Annotated in this window: 15 protein-coding genes and 1 tRNA gene; 10 read left to right on the top strand and 6 right to left on the bottom strand. The window is 62.0% G+C overall.

Annotated elements, in window-relative coordinates:
• Nucleotides 1-96: 96 nt before the first annotated feature.
• The 8 genes from LB523_RS16760 (at nt 97) to LB523_RS16725 (ending at nt 8,637) form a co-directional block, all read left to right on the top strand.
• Nucleotides 97-987 (top strand): DUF2182 domain-containing protein, encoded by an 891-nt coding sequence (locus tag LB523_RS16760; RefSeq protein WP_224604756.1) that lies wholly within the window; start codon nt 97-99, stop codon nt 985-987.
• An 11-nt stretch (nt 988-998) separates the two neighbouring features.
• Nucleotides 999-1,613 (top strand): DUF1326 domain-containing protein, encoded by a 615-nt coding sequence (locus tag LB523_RS16755; RefSeq protein ID WP_224604754.1) that lies wholly within the window; start codon nt 999-1,001, stop codon nt 1,611-1,613.
• Nucleotides 1,610-2,428, top strand: coding sequence for a phosphatidylcholine synthase (pcsA, locus tag LB523_RS16750; protein ID WP_181174816.1), 819 nt, complete (start codon nt 1,610-1,612; stop codon nt 2,426-2,428). Before LB523_RS16755 ends, pcsA begins: the two co-directional genes overlap by 4 nt.
• Nucleotides 2,429-2,566: 138 nt before the next feature.
• Nucleotides 2,567-3,544, top strand: a complete 978-nt coding sequence (locus LB523_RS16745; RefSeq protein WP_224604741.1) for a quinone oxidoreductase family protein — start codon at nt 2,567-2,569, stop codon at nt 3,542-3,544.
• Nucleotides 3,545-3,839: 295 nt separating this feature from the next.
• Nucleotides 3,840-5,417: an ABC transporter ATP-binding protein gene (locus LB523_RS16740; RefSeq protein ID WP_224604738.1), complete on the top strand. Its 1,578-nt coding sequence runs from the start codon at nt 3,840-3,842 to the stop codon at nt 5,415-5,417.
• On the top strand, nt 5,414-6,544 hold the full coding sequence (locus LB523_RS16735) for an ABC transporter permease (RefSeq protein WP_224604735.1): 1,131 nt from the start codon (nt 5,414-5,416) through the stop codon (nt 6,542-6,544). Before LB523_RS16740 ends, LB523_RS16735 begins: the two co-directional genes overlap by 4 nt.
• On the top strand, nt 6,544-7,518 hold the full coding sequence (locus tag LB523_RS16730) for an ABC transporter permease (RefSeq protein WP_224604731.1): 975 nt from the start codon (nt 6,544-6,546) through the stop codon (nt 7,516-7,518). The genes LB523_RS16735 and LB523_RS16730 overlap by 1 nt, the downstream gene beginning before the upstream one ends.
• A 51-nt stretch (nt 7,519-7,569) precedes the next feature.
• A complete protein-coding gene (locus LB523_RS16725; protein ID WP_140700241.1) occupies nt 7,570-8,637 on the top strand; it encodes a BMP family ABC transporter substrate-binding protein in 1,068 nt (355 codons plus the stop codon).
• A gap of 76 nt (nt 8,638-8,713) precedes the next feature.
• Here LB523_RS16725 and rimO read toward each other — a convergent pair whose 3' ends face one another.
• The 6 genes from rimO to LB523_RS16695 all read right to left on the bottom strand — a co-directional run bounded on the left by rimO (nt 8,714) and on the right by LB523_RS16695 (nt 13,309).
• A complete protein-coding gene (gene rimO / locus LB523_RS16720) occupies nt 8,714-10,027 on the bottom strand; it encodes a 30S ribosomal protein S12 methylthiotransferase RimO (protein ID WP_224604727.1) in 1,314 nt (437 codons plus the stop codon).
• Between the two features lie 176 nt (nt 10,028-10,203).
• Nucleotides 10,204-10,890 (bottom strand): TerC family protein, encoded by a 687-nt coding sequence (locus tag LB523_RS16715; RefSeq protein ID WP_095765435.1) that lies wholly within the window; start codon nt 10,888-10,890, stop codon nt 10,204-10,206.
• A 270-nt stretch (nt 10,891-11,160) separates the two neighbouring features.
• Nucleotides 11,161-11,568, bottom strand: coding sequence for a DUF930 domain-containing protein (locus tag LB523_RS16710; RefSeq protein WP_224604713.1), 408 nt, complete (start codon nt 11,566-11,568; stop codon nt 11,161-11,163).
• Between the two features lie 271 nt (nt 11,569-11,839).
• The gene (locus LB523_RS16705) at nt 11,840-12,163 is read right to left on the bottom strand and encodes a hypothetical protein (protein ID WP_224604712.1); all 324 of its coding nucleotides are present in this window, start codon (nt 12,161-12,163) and stop codon (nt 11,840-11,842) included.
• Nucleotides 12,164-12,997: 834 nt separating this feature from the next.
• Complete coding sequence (locus LB523_RS16700; protein ID WP_224604710.1) at nt 12,998-13,183, bottom strand: hypothetical protein; 186 nt, start codon at nt 13,181-13,183, stop codon at nt 12,998-13,000.
• 36 nt (nt 13,184-13,219) lie between these two features.
• Nucleotides 13,220-13,309 (bottom strand) — tRNA-Ser (locus LB523_RS16695).
• A 312-nt stretch (nt 13,310-13,621) separates the two neighbouring features.
• Here LB523_RS16695 and LB523_RS16690 point away from each other — a divergent pair.
• Nucleotides 13,622-13,990: a YybH family protein gene (locus LB523_RS16690; protein ID WP_224530208.1), complete on the top strand. Its 369-nt coding sequence runs from the start codon at nt 13,622-13,624 to the stop codon at nt 13,988-13,990.
• 553 nt (nt 13,991-14,543) lie between these two features.
• Nucleotides 14,544-15,806, top strand: coding sequence for a septal ring lytic transglycosylase RlpA family protein (locus LB523_RS16685; protein ID WP_224604708.1), 1,263 nt, complete (start codon nt 14,544-14,546; stop codon nt 15,804-15,806).
• Nucleotides 15,807-15,917 lie beyond the last annotated feature (111 nt).

Here is a 15,917-nt window from a genome sequence, read left to right as displayed (position 1 = left end):
GCTTCCACAATGCGAGGCGACCCGTCGGGCCTTTGTCCGGATATAGGGCAGATTGGCCGGCTTGATCAACGCGGCGATTCAGCCCATTCGATTGCCATGAGCGGCGAGCAGCATGATTTCAGCCATCTCGACCGCGCCGGCCGCGCCACGGCTGGCGTGGCGCGCAGCCCGCGCCTCGCAGTCATGCTCACGATCGGCATCGGCATCGCCCTTGCGTGGTTGCTTCTCGGCGCGATGGCGATACGCGGCGCTGAAGGCAGCCCCGTCGGCGCCCCCGGCGATATGCTGCTGAAAAATCTGCCGGGCCTGCCGTTGCCGGATTTTCTCGACCGGTTCTTCGCTCTTTGCCTCGCGCCGGCGCCGCTTGCCGGCCTGGCCGGCCTGCAAGCGGCGGCGCTTGTGCTGATGTGGTTCCTGATGGCCGTGGCGACGATGTTGCCTTCGGCGGCGCCGCTGATCCGCACCTATTGCGAAATCGCCGACACGGCGAGGATCAAAGGCGAACCAGTCGTTCATCCGTTGGTGCTTGTCGCCGGATACCTCGCCACATGGCTCGGCGCATCCGTGGGTTTCAGCGTGCTGACGCTCGCGGTGTACGCATTTGCCGGTTCCGGCCGGATGCTCGACCCCGCCGTCGGGCTTGCCGGCGCTATCGCGCTGCTTGTCGCCGGCCTCTATCAATTCAGCGGCCTGAAACAGGCATGCCTGGAAAAGTGCCGCAATCCGTTCTCGATCCTGTTCGCCAGGTGGAGCGCGAAACCAGGCCGCATCTTCCGGCTCGGCCTGGAACAGGGCGTCTGGTGCCTCGGTTGCTGCTGGGCGCTGATGCTGGTGATGTTTGCGGTCGGGGCGATGAACGTCTTCTGGATGGCACTGATCGGCCTGTTCACGCTGATCGAAAGACAGACCGCCGGCAGGGTGGCCAGCCGTGTTGCCGGTGCGATACTGCTTGTGTGGGCGGCTGCCCTGCTATTAGTTTCGGCGTGAGGGAGAATTCGATGACCGACCAAAGCTGGGTAATGAAAGGGGAGCTGGTACTCTCTTGCAATTGCACGGTTTTCTGTCCCTGCGTGCTGTCGCTTGGCAGCCATCCGCCGACCGAGGGCTATTGCCAGACATGGGCAGGCTTCCGCATCGATGCGGGCCATTTCGGCGAGGTCGAATTGTCGGGCCTCAATCTCGGCCTGATCATGGAAATTCCCGGCTATATGAGCCGCGGCAACTGGACGGCCGGCCTGTTCATCGACAAGCGCGCCTCGATCTATGCGGCGAAGGCGCTAACCAAGATCTTCACCGGCAAGGCCGGCGGCACCACCTCGCTGTTGTCGATCCTCGTCGGGAAATTCCTCGGCGTCGAGCAGGTGCCGATCACCTACGAGACGCGCGACAAGACGCGCGTTTTCCAGATTCCCAAGATTATCGACGGCGCAGTGACGCCCATTCCCGGCAAGGACCGTGAGAAAGATACGGTGATCGCCAATTCGGAATATTGGATCGCGCCGGAAATCATCGTGGCGAAGTCCGACAAGAGCAAGATGCGCGCCTTCGGCCGCAACTGGAATTTCGCCGGCCGCTCGGCCGAAATCTGCAAGCTGGACTGGCGGGGACCGTGAGCAAGAACACAAGGGCCGGCAAGGCAGCCAAGAAGATCGCGCAACGCATCCCGCTGCCGAAGAAAAAGGTGACGTGGCCGCAGGCGCGCGCGTTCTCCGTGCACCTGCTCACCGCGTCGGGATCTTTCCTTGCCTTCCTGTCGCTGGTGGCAGCGAGCGAGCAGCGCTGGACGGCGATGTTCTGGTGGCTGGGGCTGGCGCTGTTTGTCGACGGTATCGACGGCCCGATCGCCAGGAAGCTCGAGGTCAAGGAAATTCTGCCGACATGGTCGGGCGAACTCCTCGACAACATTATCGACTATGTCACCTACGTGCTCATTCCGGCCTTCGCGCTCTACCAGCGCGGCTTCATGGGCGAGAATCTGTCCTTCCTGTCGGCGGCCATCATCGTGGTCTCCAGCGCGATCTACTACGCCGACACCGGCATGAAGACGAAGGAGAACTTCTTCAAAGGGTTCCCCGTCGTCTGGAACATGGTGGTGTTCACGCTCTTCGTCATCGAGCCTGGGCAATGGGTGTCTTTCGCCGTGGTGGTGGTTGCCGGCATTTTGACCTTCATGCCGATCAACTTCATTCATCCGGTGCGTGTGGTGCGGCTGAGGCCGGTCAACCTCTTTATGACGCTTTTGTGGTGCGCCTTCGGCGCGCTGGCGCTGGCGCAGGCAGCACTTGCCGCCTTCTATGACAAGATCGGCGTGCTGGGAGAGCAGGTCAGCAACTTCACCAAGATCGGCATCACGATCACCGGCCTCTATCTCGCCTGCATCGGAGGCATCATGCAGATGTTTCCCAATCTGGGCGCCAAGAAGTCCTGATCCTGGATCAGGATATTTTTGGCTGAATGGTCATCCTGGCCCTAGCTGTATATCGGCGTATGATTTTCCGAAAATCGGTTCTCCTCTTTGGCAATCATGTTTCCAGATTTGTGCACTTACCCTTCAGAGAGCTGAGCGATGTCCAAGGCAATCCGCATCCACGCCCATGGCGGTCCCGAAGTCCTGGCCTATGAAGACGCCGACCCCGGCCAGCCGGGAGACGGCCAGATCCTGGTCCGGCACACGGCAATCGGCCTCAACTTCATCGACGTCTACTATCGCTCCGGGCTTTATCCGCCACTTGGCGGTTTTCCGCTGATCCCAGGCGGCGAGGCAGCGGGCGTCGTGCTGGCGCTCGGCCCCGGCGTCGACTGGCTGAAGCCCGGCGACCGCATCGCCTATGCCGTCAATGTCGGGGCTTACGCTGAGCAACGGGTGATCGCGGCCGACCGTGTGGTTAAAGTGCCGGACGGTATCGGCGACGAGCAAGCGGCGGCGATGATGCTGAAGGGCATGACGGCCGAATACCTCTTGCGCCGCACCTTTCCCGTCAAGGCGGGCGACACGATCCTCTACCATGCAGCCGCAGGCGGCGTCGGCCTGATCCTCGGGCAATGGGCAAAGCATCTCGGCGCGACCGTGATCGGCACCGCGAGTTCCGCCGACAAGATCGAACTTGCGCGGGCGCATGGGTTCGATCACGTCATCAACTACAAAGAGCAGGATTTCGTCGCCGGCGTCGAGGCGCTGACGGGCGGGAAGAAATGCGACGTCGTCTACGATTCCGTCGGCGCCGACACTTTTCCGGCATCGCTCGATTGCCTGCGGCCGCTCGGCATGTTCGTCAGCTTCGGCCAGTCGTCGGGGCCGATCCCGCCTTTCTCGATATCGCTGCTGGCGCAGAAAGGCTCGCTCTATGCGACGCGGCCGACGCTCTTCGTCTACAATGCCAGGCGCGAGGATCTGGTGAAGTCGGCCGAAGCGCTTTTCGACGTGGTCAAGAGCGGCGCCGTCGAGATCAAGATCAACCAGCGCTATGCGCTGAAGGATGCTGCAAAGGCGCAAGCGGATCTCGAGGCCCGCAAGACGACGGGAACGACCGTCCTCATTCCCTAAAGCGCTTCACGGAAGCGGCGTACCGCTCTATCGCAATTCCGGACGGAAAACCGCTTTACACCCTTCGGCACGGTGCTCTTTCGGGCTGCCTTGTTTTTCAGCGGCTTGCCGAGCCCGAAGGCACGGCTTGCCTGAAAAGGGATGCGGATTTTGCCGTTGTTCTCAAGAGATCTATCTTAGCCCTTGAGTTTCCGCTGAAATTCTTGAAGCTCTTTCAAGTCGGGTGCTGCTTTCCGACTGGAGCCGGCCGCGCATACCATGCTTTCGGGAACACAGAACATGTCTGGGAAACCGGATGGGAGGCACTGTGAGTGCAAATCATGACAGGGCGAACCTGCTCGAGGTTCGCGGCCTAACCAAGATATTCGGCACGCTGACGGCGTGCGATCACATCGATCTCAATATCGCAAAAGGCGAGATCCACGCGCTGCTCGGCGAGAACGGCGCCGGCAAATCGACGCTGGTCAAGATGCTGTTCGGATCGCTCGAGCCGAACTCGGGCGAGATCTTCTGGGACGGCAAGCCGGTCAAGATTACCAGCCCGGGCGCGGCCAAGAAGCTCGGCATCGGCATGGTGTTCCAGCATTTCTCGCTGTTCGAAGCGCTGACGGCGGCCGAGAACATCGCGCTTTCGCTCAATGACGGCTCGCCGATCAGCAGCATCGCCGCGAAGGCGAGGGCATTGTCCTATAGCTACGGCCTGCCGCTCGATCCGGACTCGCTGGTCGGAGATCTCTCCGTCGGCGAACGCCAGCGCATCGAGATCATCCGCTGCTTGCTGCAGACGCCGCAGCTCATCATCCTCGACGAGCCCACCTCGGTGCTGACGCCGCAGGAAGCCGACAAGCTGTTCGAGACGCTGGAGCGCCTGCGCGCCGAAGGCAAATCGATCCTCTACATCTCGCACCGGCTGGAAGAGGTCAAACGCATCTGCGACCGCGCCACGGTGCTTCGCCACGGCAAGGTCGTCGGCCACTGCAATCCACGTGAGGAGACGGCCGCATCGCTTGCCCGCATGATGGTCGGAAGCGAGGTGAAGGCGGTGGTGCGTGCGCCGGCGGAAGGCATCGAAACGGCGCCGGCGCTGCTGGAAATCCGCAGCCTCAGCCGCAAGCCGGCGACACCCTTCGCCATCCCACTGAAGAACATCAACCTCACCGTACGTGCCGGCGAAGTGATCGGCATCGCGGGTGTGGCCGGCAACGGCCAGGGCGAGTTCTTCGAATCCGTCTCCGGCGAAGTGCTGCAGCAGGATGCCGGTTCCGTGCGCATTCGCGGCAAGGACGCCGGCGGCCTTTCGATCACCGGCCGGCGGCTGATGGGGGCCGCCTTCGTGCCGGAGGAGCGGCTCGGCCATGGCGCTGCGCCGCGCATGAAGCTTTCGGAGAACCTGCTTCTGTCTCGTCACGCCACTGACGGCAAGGCTTTTGTCGGTTCGGGCGGCACGGTGAAGAACGGCGCGGTTTACAGCGCTGCCCAGCGCATCATTAAAGCCATGGACGTGCGCAAGAGCGCGCCCGATCCGGAGGCCGCCGCATTGTCGGGCGGCAATCTGCAGAAATTCATTGTCGGCCGCGAGCTCGACCGTAGGCCCAGCGTCATGGTCGTCAACCAGCCGACCTGGGGCGTCGACGCCGGTGCGGCCGCTCACATCCGCCAGGCTTTGATCGAGCTCGCCCGCAGCGGCTCCGCTGTCCTGGTCATCAGCCAGGACCTCGACGAATTGTTCGAACTGTCGGACGCCATCGCCGTCATGCACAACGGAGAACTGTCGACGCCGCTGCCAATCGCCGAGGCGACTTTCGAGAAGGTCGGCCTGTTGATGGGCGGTGCCGAGCCCGGCCACGCCGAACACAGGATGGAGGTGGCATGATGCGCATCGAACTCGTCAAACGCCCGCAGCGCTCGGCGCTGTTCTCGATGCTGTCGCCCTTCATCGCCTTCGCGCTGACGATCATTGCCGGCGCCATCATGTTTGCGCTGCTCGGCGTCAATCCGCTCAACGCCTTCGAGATCTATTTCGTCGAGCCGATCAGCCAGGTCTGGCAGTTGCATGAGCTGGCGATCAAGGCAGCGCCGCTGATCCTGATCGCGGTCGGCCTGTCGGTCTGCTACAAGGCCAACATCTGGAACATCGGCGCCGAAGGCCAGTTCATTTTCGGCGCGATCTTCGGCTCGATCATCCCGGTGCTGTTCCCGCAATTCGAAGGCCCGTTGGTGATCCCGCTGATGCTTTTGCTGGGCATGGTCGGCGGCGCCTTCTACGCATCTATTCCGGCGCTTCTGAAGACGCGCTTCAGCACCAACGAGATCCTCACCAGCCTGATGCTGGTCTATGTCGCGCAGCTTTTCCTCGACTGGCTGGTGCGCGGCCCATGGCGCGATCCGCAAGGCCACGGCTTCCCGCAAACCATCCAGTTCGGCGATTCCGCCGTGCTGCCTGAGTTGATGCCGGATGCCGGCCGCGCCAATTGGGGTTTCGTCTTCGCGCTGGTCGCCGCGGTAGCAATCTGGCTGATGATGAGCCGCATGCTGAAAGGGTTCGAGGTCCGCGTGCTGGGGTCAAGCCCAAGGGCAGGGCGCTTTGCCGGCTTCGGCTTCAACAAGATGGTGTTCTTCGCCTTCCTTCTATCCGGCGCGCTGGCCGGTCTGGCGGGCATCTCGGAAGTGTCCGGCGCCATCGGTCAATTGCAGCCGGTGATCTCGCCCGGATACGGCTTCACCGCCATTATCGTCGCCTTCCTTGGGCGCCTCAATCCGCTGGGCATCGTCGCGGCGGGCCTGGTGCTGGCGCTGACCTATCTCGGCGGCGAGGCGGTGCAGAGCGCGCTCGGCATTTCCGACAAGGTGGCGCGCGTCTTCCAGGGCATGCTTTTGTTCTTCGTGCTCGGCTGCGACACGCTCATCCATTACCGCATCCGCCTGATCGGCATGGCGCTGACGAAGTCGAAGAGCGCGGCGCAGCTCGAAGCGGCGCCCAAGCTCGAGGAGGCTCGCTGATGGACATCACCGTCAATATCCTTTTGACCATCGCGACCGCGGCGACGCCGCTTCTGATCGCGGCGATGGGCGAGCTGGTGGTCGAGCGCTCGGGCGTGCTCAATCTCGGCGTCGAGGGCATGATGATCATGGGCGCCGTCGGCGGCTTCGGCGCCGGTTACCTCACCGGATCGCCGTGGATCGGCCTGCTAGCGGCTATCATCGTCGGCGCGCTGTTTTCGCTGCTGTTCGCCGTCATGACGCTGTCTCTAGCCACCAACCAGGTGGCGACCGGCCTGTCGCTGACGCTGCTCGGCCTCGGCCTCTCGGGCATGATCGGCACCAGCTTCGTCGGCCAGCCGGGCGTGAGATTGCCTAGTTTGGACATCCCGGGGATCAGCTCGATCCCGGTGGTCGGCAAGCTGGTCTTCGGCCAGGACCCGGTCTTCTACATCTCGATCGCCCTGACCGCGGCGGTGATGTGGTTCCTGTTCAAGACGCGCACGGGCCTGACGCTGCGCTCGATCGGCGACAGCCATACCTCGGCGCATGCGCTCGGCATCAAGGTCATCCGCTACCGCTATCTCGCCGTGATCTTCGGCGGCGCCTGCGCCGGTCTTGCCGGCGGCCACCTGTCGCTGGTCTACACGCCGCAATGGGTCGAGAACATGAGCGCTGGCCGCGGCTGGATTGCGCTGGCGCTGGTGGTGTTCGCTTCCTGGCGCCCGTGGCGGGTCCTGGCCGGCGCTTACATCTTCGGCGCCATTTGGATCGGCCAGCTTCACGTGCAAGCAATCGACCTTCAGAGCTTCATCAATGCCCCATGGGTGATTTATCAGGTCATCGCTTTCATAAAATCGTTCCCCGCCCAACTGCTTTCTTCGCTGCCCTATCTGGCAACGGTCGTGGTTCTCGTTCTAATCTCGCGCAACAAGCGGCTGACGATGATGAACACGCCGGCTTCGTTGGGGCAGCCATTTGTTCCGGATCGTTGACAACAACAAAAAGACGGGAAGCTCCAAGGCTTAACTCAGAGAGGTAACACAATGAAAAAACTGCTTATTGCGTTGATGACCACGGCCGCGGCCCTGTCCCTGGCGGCAACCGCCCAGGCCGCCGACAAGCTCAAGGCCTGCTGGGTCTATACGGGTCCGATCGGCGACTTCGGCTACTCCTATCAGCACGACCAGGGCCGGCTCGAAGTCGAGAAGGCGCTCGGCGACAAGGTCGAGACCGCCTATCTCGAAAACGTCTCGGAGGGTCCCGACGCCGACCGCGCTTTCGAACGCCTGGCACGCGAGAAGTGCAAGATCATCTTCGGCACCTCCTTCGGCTTCATGGATGCAGAAGTGAAGGTCGCCAAGAAGTTTCCCAAGGTGATGTTCGAGCATGCCACCGGCTTCAAGACCGGCGACAATCTCGGAATCTACAATGCCCGCTTCTATGAAGGCCGCTATGTGCTCGGCCAGATCGCGGCCAAGGAATCGAAGAAGGGCCTCGCCGGCTACATCGTTTCCTTCCCGATCCCGGAAGTGGTGATGGGCATCAACTCCTTCATGCTCGGCGCGCAGTCGGTCAATCCCGACTTCAAGGTGAAGATCGTGTGGGTGAATTCCTGGTTCGATCCCGGCAAGGAAGCCGACGCCGCCAAGGCGCTGTTCGACCAGGGCGCTGACATCATCGTCCAGCACACCGATTCGACCGCCGCTCTGCAGGTCGCGGAGGAGCGCAAGCTGCACGGCTTCGGCCAGTCGTCCGACATGATCAAGTTTGCACCGCACGCGCAGCTGACCTCGCTGACCGACGAATGGGGCCCGTATTACATCAGCCGCGTCCAGGCGGCGCTCGACGGCACCTGGAAGCCTGACAATGTCTGGCTCGGCATCAAGGACGGCGCCGTCAAGCTCGCCCCCTACACCAACATGGCTGACGACGTGAAGGCGATGGCCGAGGCGACCGAGAAGAAGATCGCCGGCGGCTGGAACCCCTTCACCGGACCTGTCTCCAAGCAGGATGGTTCGCCCTGGCTGAAGGACGGCGAGGTCGCCGACGACGGCACGCTGCTCGGCATGAATTTCTACGTCAAGGGCATCGACGACAAGCTGCCGCAGTAAGCGGCAAATCGCTGAGCCGAAAGAAAAAGGGCGCCGCAGGCGCCCTTTTTTATGCTGCGTGGGTCCGCGTGGGCCGTCAGACGGCCGAGCCGTAGAGGTCATAAGCATCGGCGCGGTCGATCTTGACCGTGACGATCTCGCCGGCACGCAGCGGCCGCCGCGACTGGATGTGCACGGAGCCGTCGATCTCCGGCGCGTCGTATTTGGTGCGGCCTTTGCCGGATGTGCCATGCGCCTCGTCGATCAGCACCGGCAGGCGCTTGCCGACTTTCTTGGCGAGCTGCGTTGCCGAGATCTTCTGTTGGCGCTGCATGAAGCGGTGCCAGCGCGCTTCCTTGACCTCCTGCGGCACCTGCTCCAGCCCGAGGTCGTTGGAGCGCGCGCCCTTGACCGGCTCATATTTGAAACAGCCGGCGCGGTCGATCCTGGCTTCGTCCAGCCAGTCGAGCAGCATCTCGAAATCGTCCTCGGTCTCGCCGGGGAAGCCGACGATGAAAGTCGAGCGGATGGCGAGATCCGGGCAGACCTCGCGCCAGCCGCGGATGCGGTCCAGCGTCTTTTCGCCATGCGCGGGGCGTCGCATGTTCTTCAGCACCTGTGGCGAGGCGTGCTGGAAGGGAATGTCGAGATAGGGGAGGATCTTTCCGTCCGCCATCAGCGGAATGACGTCGGCGACGTGCGGGTAGGGGTACACATAATGCATGCGTATCCAGATGCCGAGCTTGCCGAGCTCCTCGGCGAGGTCGAGGAATTTCGCCCGCACCTCGCGATCGCCGAACATCGACGTCTGGTACTTGATGTCGATGCCGTAGGCGCTGGTGTCCTGCGAGATGACCAGGATCTCCTTGACGCCTGCCTTGGCGAGCTTTTCGGCTTCGCGCAGCACGTCCGCGGCCGGGCGCGAGACGAGATCGCCGCGCAGTGCCGGAATGATGCAGAAGGTGCAGCGGTTGTTGCAGCCCTCGGAAATTTTCAGATAGGCGTAGTGGCGCGGCGTCAGCTTCACGCCCTGCGGCGGCAACAGGTCGACATAGGGATCGTGGCTGGGCGGCGCCGCCTCGTGCACCGCCGCCATCACGCTTTCATAGGCCTGTGGGCCGGTGATCGCCAACACATTGGGATGCTTTTCGCGGATGACCTCCGGCTCGGCGCCAAGGCAGCCGGTGACGATGACGCGGCCGTTTTCGGAAAGCGCGGAGCCGATGGCGTTGAGCGATTCGTCGCGGGCGGAATCGAGAAAGCCGCAAGTGTTGACGACGACGAGGTCGGCGCCGTCATGCTTGCGTGCGATCTCGTAGCCCTCGGCGCGCAGCCGCGTGATGATGCGCTCGGAATCGACGAGCGCCTTCGGGCATCCAAGACTGACGAAACTGACGCGTGGGGCGGACATAAATTTGTTTTCCAAGAGATGAGGGCAGATCGAGGGGCCTCAGGCTCCGAAGATCGATCTACGGCGCGCGGCTTTGAGCCATTTCGCGCGGCGCAATAGCACGCTTCGGCACAGAAGCAAACCTGCCAGCCGGCCACGACAAGAGGCGATGCGGCAGATGCTCGCGTGAAGGAGCGTCAGTGGCCGTCCGATCCGAACCAGGGCGCCAGGAAAGCAAAATGGTCGGGAAATTGCTGCACGGCGCCTCCCAGAAGCATGTTCACCGCGACATAGAGGATGATCAGCAGGCCGACATAGGCGATCCAGCGGTATTTGTGCAGCAGGCGCGCGACGAAGGATGCGGCAAAGCCCATCAGCGCGATCGAAAGGACCAGTCCGATGATCAGCACCGTGGGATGCTTCATGGCTGCGCCGGCGACGGCGAGCACGTTGTCGAGCGACATCGAGACGTCGGCGATGACGATCTGCCAGGCAGCCTGCGAGAAGGTCTTGCGCGGGCCTTTGCCGGCGATCTTGCCGTCCTTGTTATAATCGCCGTTCGACAGCGCTTCTGTTGCGTCGCGCTCATCCTCGTGGCTGACGCGCAGCTCGCGCCACATCTTCCAGCATACCCACAGAAGCAGGAGCCCGCCGGCGATGAGCAGCATCGGGCCGATGCTCAGCAGCCATTGCGTGATCAGGGCAAAGACGATGCGCAGGACGGTGGCTGCCGCGATGCCGACCAGGATGGCGCGCTTGCGCTGATCGACGGGAAGGCCGGCTGCCGCGAGGCCGATCACAATTGCATTGTCGCCGGCAAGCGCGAGATCAATTGCAACGACCTGGAGGAGAGCCGAAAGGCCTGCGGCAGTGAATATTTCCATCGACTAGAAATCCTTGCCTGAAATGAGCGTAGCCCTCTACCGGGACGGGCCTAAAGGCACGGTCCATCGGCGTCAAGACGCAGGGTTGGACATCGCCGGAAAACAAGGCCGGCAGCGCAAGTCCCCAAGGATCTAGGGTGATCGCCGGCAAGCTGACGAGGCCGAAAACTAGAGCGTTTCACCGTTTCACGGAAACGGCGAACCGCTCTATCTCTTTGTTTTGACGCAATTCCGGACGGGAAACCGCTACGCACTTTCCCTGGAATTGCTCTAGTCGTAGAGGTTATATTTGGCCCAGTCGGATTCCGGGATTTCGTCGCCGATCTTGTAGCGGAACTGCAGCACCTGCATGTGGTCCGGCGCGGTCTGGCATTTGAACTTCAGCCGGTACCATTGGCCATTGCTGCGGAAAGCGGCGCCCGAGCTCTTGATGGCATCGGCGCTCATCTGCGGCGTGGCGAAGGCGTAGGCCACGACGCGGTCGGCCTTGTAGTTGTGATCGTCATGGCTGATCCGGTCGAGCACCTCGGCGTCACACCGCTGCTCGAGGCGGGTCTGCGGATCGAGTTTCATCAGGCCGGCGCGCAACGCATTGTCCATCGCCTTGGCCGGGAAGACCGGCGTCAGCGACGCCAGAACCATCAGGCAGAGCTTTTTCATGGGCGCGACAAGCAGCATATTTTGTCCGATAAATCAAATAAACGGTGGTTTACCGCTTTCGGCTGCCAGCGCCGCATCGGCTCCAAGGAATGCACCCGTCTGCAACCGTTCGTCACCTGGTGAGGAAGGGCATGATATCCACGTTATTAGCGGCCTCGTGCCGCTACAGTTTCGCAATGGCTGGTGTAATAAACGCTATTGCTTGTTGCCAATGGGCATTTTTGGGCGGGGGTCTTTCATCCCCGCTTTCGAAATTCCTATCGCTCCATTTGCAGACATACGCCCGAGCCTATGGGTCGCGGACAATGAAGGCGATCAAATTAGCCTGTAATGCGAGATAATCCGGCCGCCGGGGGTGACCGACGCCCGGCTCGGACAGAACATCATCCATAACAAACTTGGAGTAGGACCGCGCCGACATTATCGCCGCCGCCTGCTGATAGGTCAGATTGCCAAGGGGCGGCTCACAGGTAGTGCGTTCGATCGCGTCGATCTGGTTCTTGGTGGCTGGAGTGCCGTCATCGCCGGGGATCGAAACCGCAATGTCGGAAATAAGCGGGCGCCCTAATTGGGTCTTCGCCCCGCTCCCGAAGAGCCAGCTAAAAAGCCCCATTTTGCTTCCACCTTCCCAGTGGGCATGATCAAAAGAACAGAGACAGAACAAAACTCTTGTGGGAAACTCCCGCCCTTGCGGGCATAGGACGACCGATGCTTGTAGATTGAGCGGGCCAGGTAGGGTTGCGGCGTCCTCAGCAACGATTAGCGCCGCAAGCCCTGTAGCCTTGGCTGGCACGGGCAGGCGGGAGGTAGTTAGCGCTACCTCCCGCTTCCATTCGGCCGTAACCAGAATGGTTACAAGTTGCGTTTTTCGCAACACCTCACCGGGCGATGTCTACAGCTTTCTCCGTCCTTTCCCAAAAGCAAGCAGTCGCGCATCACCATCACCGCAGTCGGCGGAACGTCATAGACTGGCTGGCTATCAAAGAAGCTGATGGCTGCACGTTCTCCGGCAGCAGGAATAGACCTCCTCCATCACGCCTCTGGCCGGGGTTGCGGCCCTGTAGTCGCCACTCGTTGATTTGATGAAGGCGACAAGCAATCTATCCGGTGGACCGCCGCCGCGATCTTCGGCCGACGATGCAGAAGCGCCCAACCGGTCGCTTTAGCCGCTGGACCATCGGAAAGCGTAGCCGGCGTGTCTCGCGGCATCGCTGGCGTTGCCGCCGTTGGAGTAGTAGCGACCATGAACTCGACTTGGCGCGGATTGAGGTCGGATGGTCCGGATCGGGCCAAGCTCGGCTAGGACGGGTTGCTGCGGTTTGGCCAAGGGATCGGCCGGGGCAGGCTTGGCGGCTTCGGCGAGCATTGCCCGCCATGCCGCTGCTGCCGTGGCGAAAGAAACTCCTAACTATGGGGGAGGGGTTGCAATGGCATGGCTGCGGACTCGTCAGTGATGGATGGCCGCCCAGATTAGAAACCCAACCAAGATCACGCCAGCCGCTACAACCGTGCGTACGACTCCGCGTTGCACCGTGGTAGTGAGGCCAAACCTTTCGATCGCCTCGCGCGGGTCGGACCGGAAGTCGGCTTGCATCTGGCGGCGGATTTTTTGCTGCAAATCCTCTTTCGACATCTGAATCTCATGGCCCGGCGGCGCCGGGCGCTCTTTTGGCGGAGGGAGTGGGATTCGAACCCACGGTGAACTTGCGCCCACGCCGGTTTTCAAGACCGGTGCCTTAAACCGCTCGGCCATCCCTCCACTATGGTTTTTCAACCATTTTGGTCATCGCGACCGGTTGATTCGGTTGGCACCGAAGGCATTCCCCGGCCGGTTTGCGCTTCATTCCTGTAGTGCGGCTTTCAGGGCCGCGTCAACCACTGCGGCGGCACCTTCCAACTGTCACGGCAAAAGGTGGGCATAAATTCGGAGTGACCCGACGGCTACGTTGCCGGGGCCGGCGGAAACGACATGCACCTGAACGGCTGGGGGAAATCCGCTGGAAGAGACGGCGATCTAGTCAGTAGAATTAGTATTCTCTAAACTATGTCCGGGCGCCGAAGGAGGGTAACTATGTCGACCCGAGATGATCTACAGGAGCTTTGGGACTTGTATGTCGCAGCGTACCGATCGAGGAATGCATCTGGCTGTGCTGCCATCTTCACCGAGAACGCGGAAATGCATTCACCCTATGGGCCTCCGGCGCGGGGGCGAGCGGCAATAGAGGCGCTGCACGAAATTTGGGTTCAACATGCCGGGCCGAATAAAACCCTTCAGGTGATCGAAGCGGGTAGCTCCGGAAATCTGGCTTGGACATTGGCTGGCTATTCGGAGGGAGAGGCGGTCGGCAACGGCACCTCGCTGAGTGTCTTTGAGCGTCAGGCTGGCGGAGGTTGGCTGATCCGGATGTGCAGTCTCAACAGTACTGACACCACCGGATAGGTGTATAGCTGGCCACAACGGCACGGCGGCAATCATCCCAATCGCGCTGACGTACGGCACGGCTTACGAATGGTAGCCCGACCTAACGTAGCCAGATTAGCTCCCCGCTTCGTCCTGGCGGACGGTTCGGCGCATTGACAATGACGTGATGACCCTGCCAATCTCAATTTGCTAATATTTCAAACAGGGGACAATCGTGAAGAAAGCCTACGAGAAACCCGTACTGACAAAGCGTGGCATGCTTTCTCGGGCGACCGCCCAGCAGGCGCCATCCAACCTGGAATAGCGCACAAACCTTTACTCTCTTATTCGGACTGGACGCGCCGGCCGTCTTATGGCTGGCGCTGTTGGCAGCCAAGATACTCGAACGAGCACGGACTTTCCGAGCGACGGGTGTCACCGCCCCTCGCCATAATCTCGCCCTGTTGTGGCCATAATCGATTAACATCGTGATAAGCAATTCCTGTGCAAAAGGGATTGGGGATCAAGGTGTTGGCCTGGCGGGCGACTTCTGGCCCCGTCTGGTGACAGCACGGTAGGGGACAATCGAGACATGCAGACCCTGACGCGCCCGCGTCTTCGTCGCGCTTCTGCTTACGCCCTGTGCGCCCTTTCGGGCCTGCTGCTGGCTGCCTGCGCCTCGCAACCCGAACCGAAGGGGATGGTCTACAAGAAGGCCCGCTCCAAGGAATATTTCGCCGAATCCGAATATGGCGTGAAGGCGAGCCCGCGTGTCCAGTTCATGCGGCGCGGCGGTGGCCGCGACCAGCTCGGCAAGCCCTATCAGGTGCGCGGCAAGTGGTACTATCCCAAGGAAGACAAGGGCTACGCAAAGGTCGGCCTGGCTTCCTGGTACGGCGATGCGTTTCATGGCCGCCTGACCGCCAATGGCGAAGTCTATGACATGACGCATCTGACGGCAGCGCACCCGACGATGCCGCTGCCGAGCTATGCCCGCGTCACCAATCTGGAGACCGGCAGTTCGGTGATCGTGCGCGTTAACGACCGCGGCCCCTATCACGAAGGCCGCATCATCGACGTTTCCGAACGCGCGGCGCAGATGCTCGACTATGCCAAGGTCGGCACGGCCAGGGTCAAAGTGGAATATGTCGGCCGCGCGCCGCTCGACGGCAATGACGACCAGTATCTGGTGGCCTCCTATCATCCCGGCAACAACCGGCCGGATCCTTCGGACGGCCTGCCGACCGGCGTGATGGTGGCCATGAACGGCCCGTCGCCGAGCGTGCCGGTCGCGGCGTCTCCGGCCGCCGCGCCGTTTCCGGGCGAGTTGACCAATTCGGGGCGGGCCTTTGCAGCGCAGCCGGGGCTTTCGGATCAGCCGGCCGTGCAGCCGGCCGCATTCGCCGTCCAGGGCGCCAGCGATGTCGCGCTGCCGGATTTCGGTCCAATCGTCCCAGAACGGCCGGATTTCACGCTTCCGCCGAACTCGCCCTTCGCCATGGCCTCCCTGTCTTACGCGGATGAGCGGATAGAGCGCGCCGATGTCTTTGCCGCGCTCGATTCCGGCGGCATGTCGCCGGCCGATATCCTGCGTTCATGGAAGAAATCGAACCGAGAGCTACAGGCGCCCGCGTCCGACTATGTCGCTGCCGGTTCCTTCGACGAGGCCGCGGAGGCAAAGCGCGTGGCCACGGCGCTCGAGCCGTTCGGCCGGACCGAGATCCAGCGCACCGAGCTCGACGGCAATGACTGGTATGCGGTCAATGTCTATCCAGACGGCCATGGCAGCGTCGACGACCTGCTCCAGGCAGCCTGGTCGCATGGCGCGCCGGACGCGCTTGTTGTGCGTAACTGATCAAATTCGCGCTGCCCGTTGATCCGGCCGGAAAAACCCTGATAGCTTGGCCGTGGGGTAGTCTTTGCGCACTCTGGAGTGGCTCTGCGCTTTCCGGGTTGCTCAGATCGG

Source organism: Mesorhizobium sp. ESP-6-4, assembly GCF_020164735.1.
In the GTDB taxonomy this organism is placed as follows: domain Bacteria; phylum Pseudomonadota; class Alphaproteobacteria; order Rhizobiales; family Rhizobiaceae; genus Mesorhizobium.
The sequence above is the reverse complement of the archived record's forward strand: the minus strand, read 5'-3'. Positions and strand labels throughout refer to the sequence as shown.

Bases quoted from the DNA above. Each gene is read 5' to 3' on its own strand.
- LB523_RS16705 (WP_224604712.1), bottom strand. From the start codon at position 12,163: ATGGGGCTTTTTAGCTGGCTCTTCGGGAGCGGGGCGAAGACCCAATTA.
- rimO (WP_224604727.1), bottom strand. From the start codon at position 10,027: ATGTCCGCCCCACGCGTCAGTTTCGTCAGTCTTGGATGCCCGAAGGCG.
- LB523_RS16755 (WP_224604754.1), top strand. From the start codon at position 999: ATGACCGACCAAAGCTGGGTAATGAAAGGGGAGCTGGTACTCTCTTGC.
- LB523_RS16730 (WP_224604731.1), top strand. From the start codon at position 6,544: ATGGACATCACCGTCAATATCCTTTTGACCATCGCGACCGCGGCGACG.
- LB523_RS16745 (WP_224604741.1), top strand. From the start codon at position 2,567: ATGTCCAAGGCAATCCGCATCCACGCCCATGGCGGTCCCGAAGTCCTG.
- LB523_RS16740 (WP_224604738.1), top strand. From the start codon at position 3,840: ATGGGAGGCACTGTGAGTGCAAATCATGACAGGGCGAACCTGCTCGAG.
- LB523_RS16710 (WP_224604713.1), bottom strand. From the start codon at position 11,568: ATGCTGCTTGTCGCGCCCATGAAAAAGCTCTGCCTGATGGTTCTGGCG.
- LB523_RS16715 (WP_095765435.1), bottom strand. From the start codon at position 10,890: ATGGAAATATTCACTGCCGCAGGCCTTTCGGCTCTCCTCCAGGTCGTT.
- LB523_RS16725 (WP_140700241.1), top strand. From the start codon at position 7,570: ATGAAAAAACTGCTTATTGCGTTGATGACCACGGCCGCGGCCCTGTCC.
- LB523_RS16735 (WP_224604735.1), top strand. From the start codon at position 5,414: ATGATGCGCATCGAACTCGTCAAACGCCCGCAGCGCTCGGCGCTGTTC.
- LB523_RS16690 (WP_224530208.1), top strand. From the start codon at position 13,622: ATGTCGACCCGAGATGATCTACAGGAGCTTTGGGACTTGTATGTCGCA.
- LB523_RS16760 (WP_224604756.1), top strand. From the start codon at position 97: ATGAGCGGCGAGCAGCATGATTTCAGCCATCTCGACCGCGCCGGCCGC.
- LB523_RS16685 (WP_224604708.1), top strand. From the start codon at position 14,544: ATGCAGACCCTGACGCGCCCGCGTCTTCGTCGCGCTTCTGCTTACGCC.
- LB523_RS16700 (WP_224604710.1), bottom strand. From the start codon at position 13,183: ATGTCGAAAGAGGATTTGCAGCAAAAAATCCGCCGCCAGATGCAAGCC.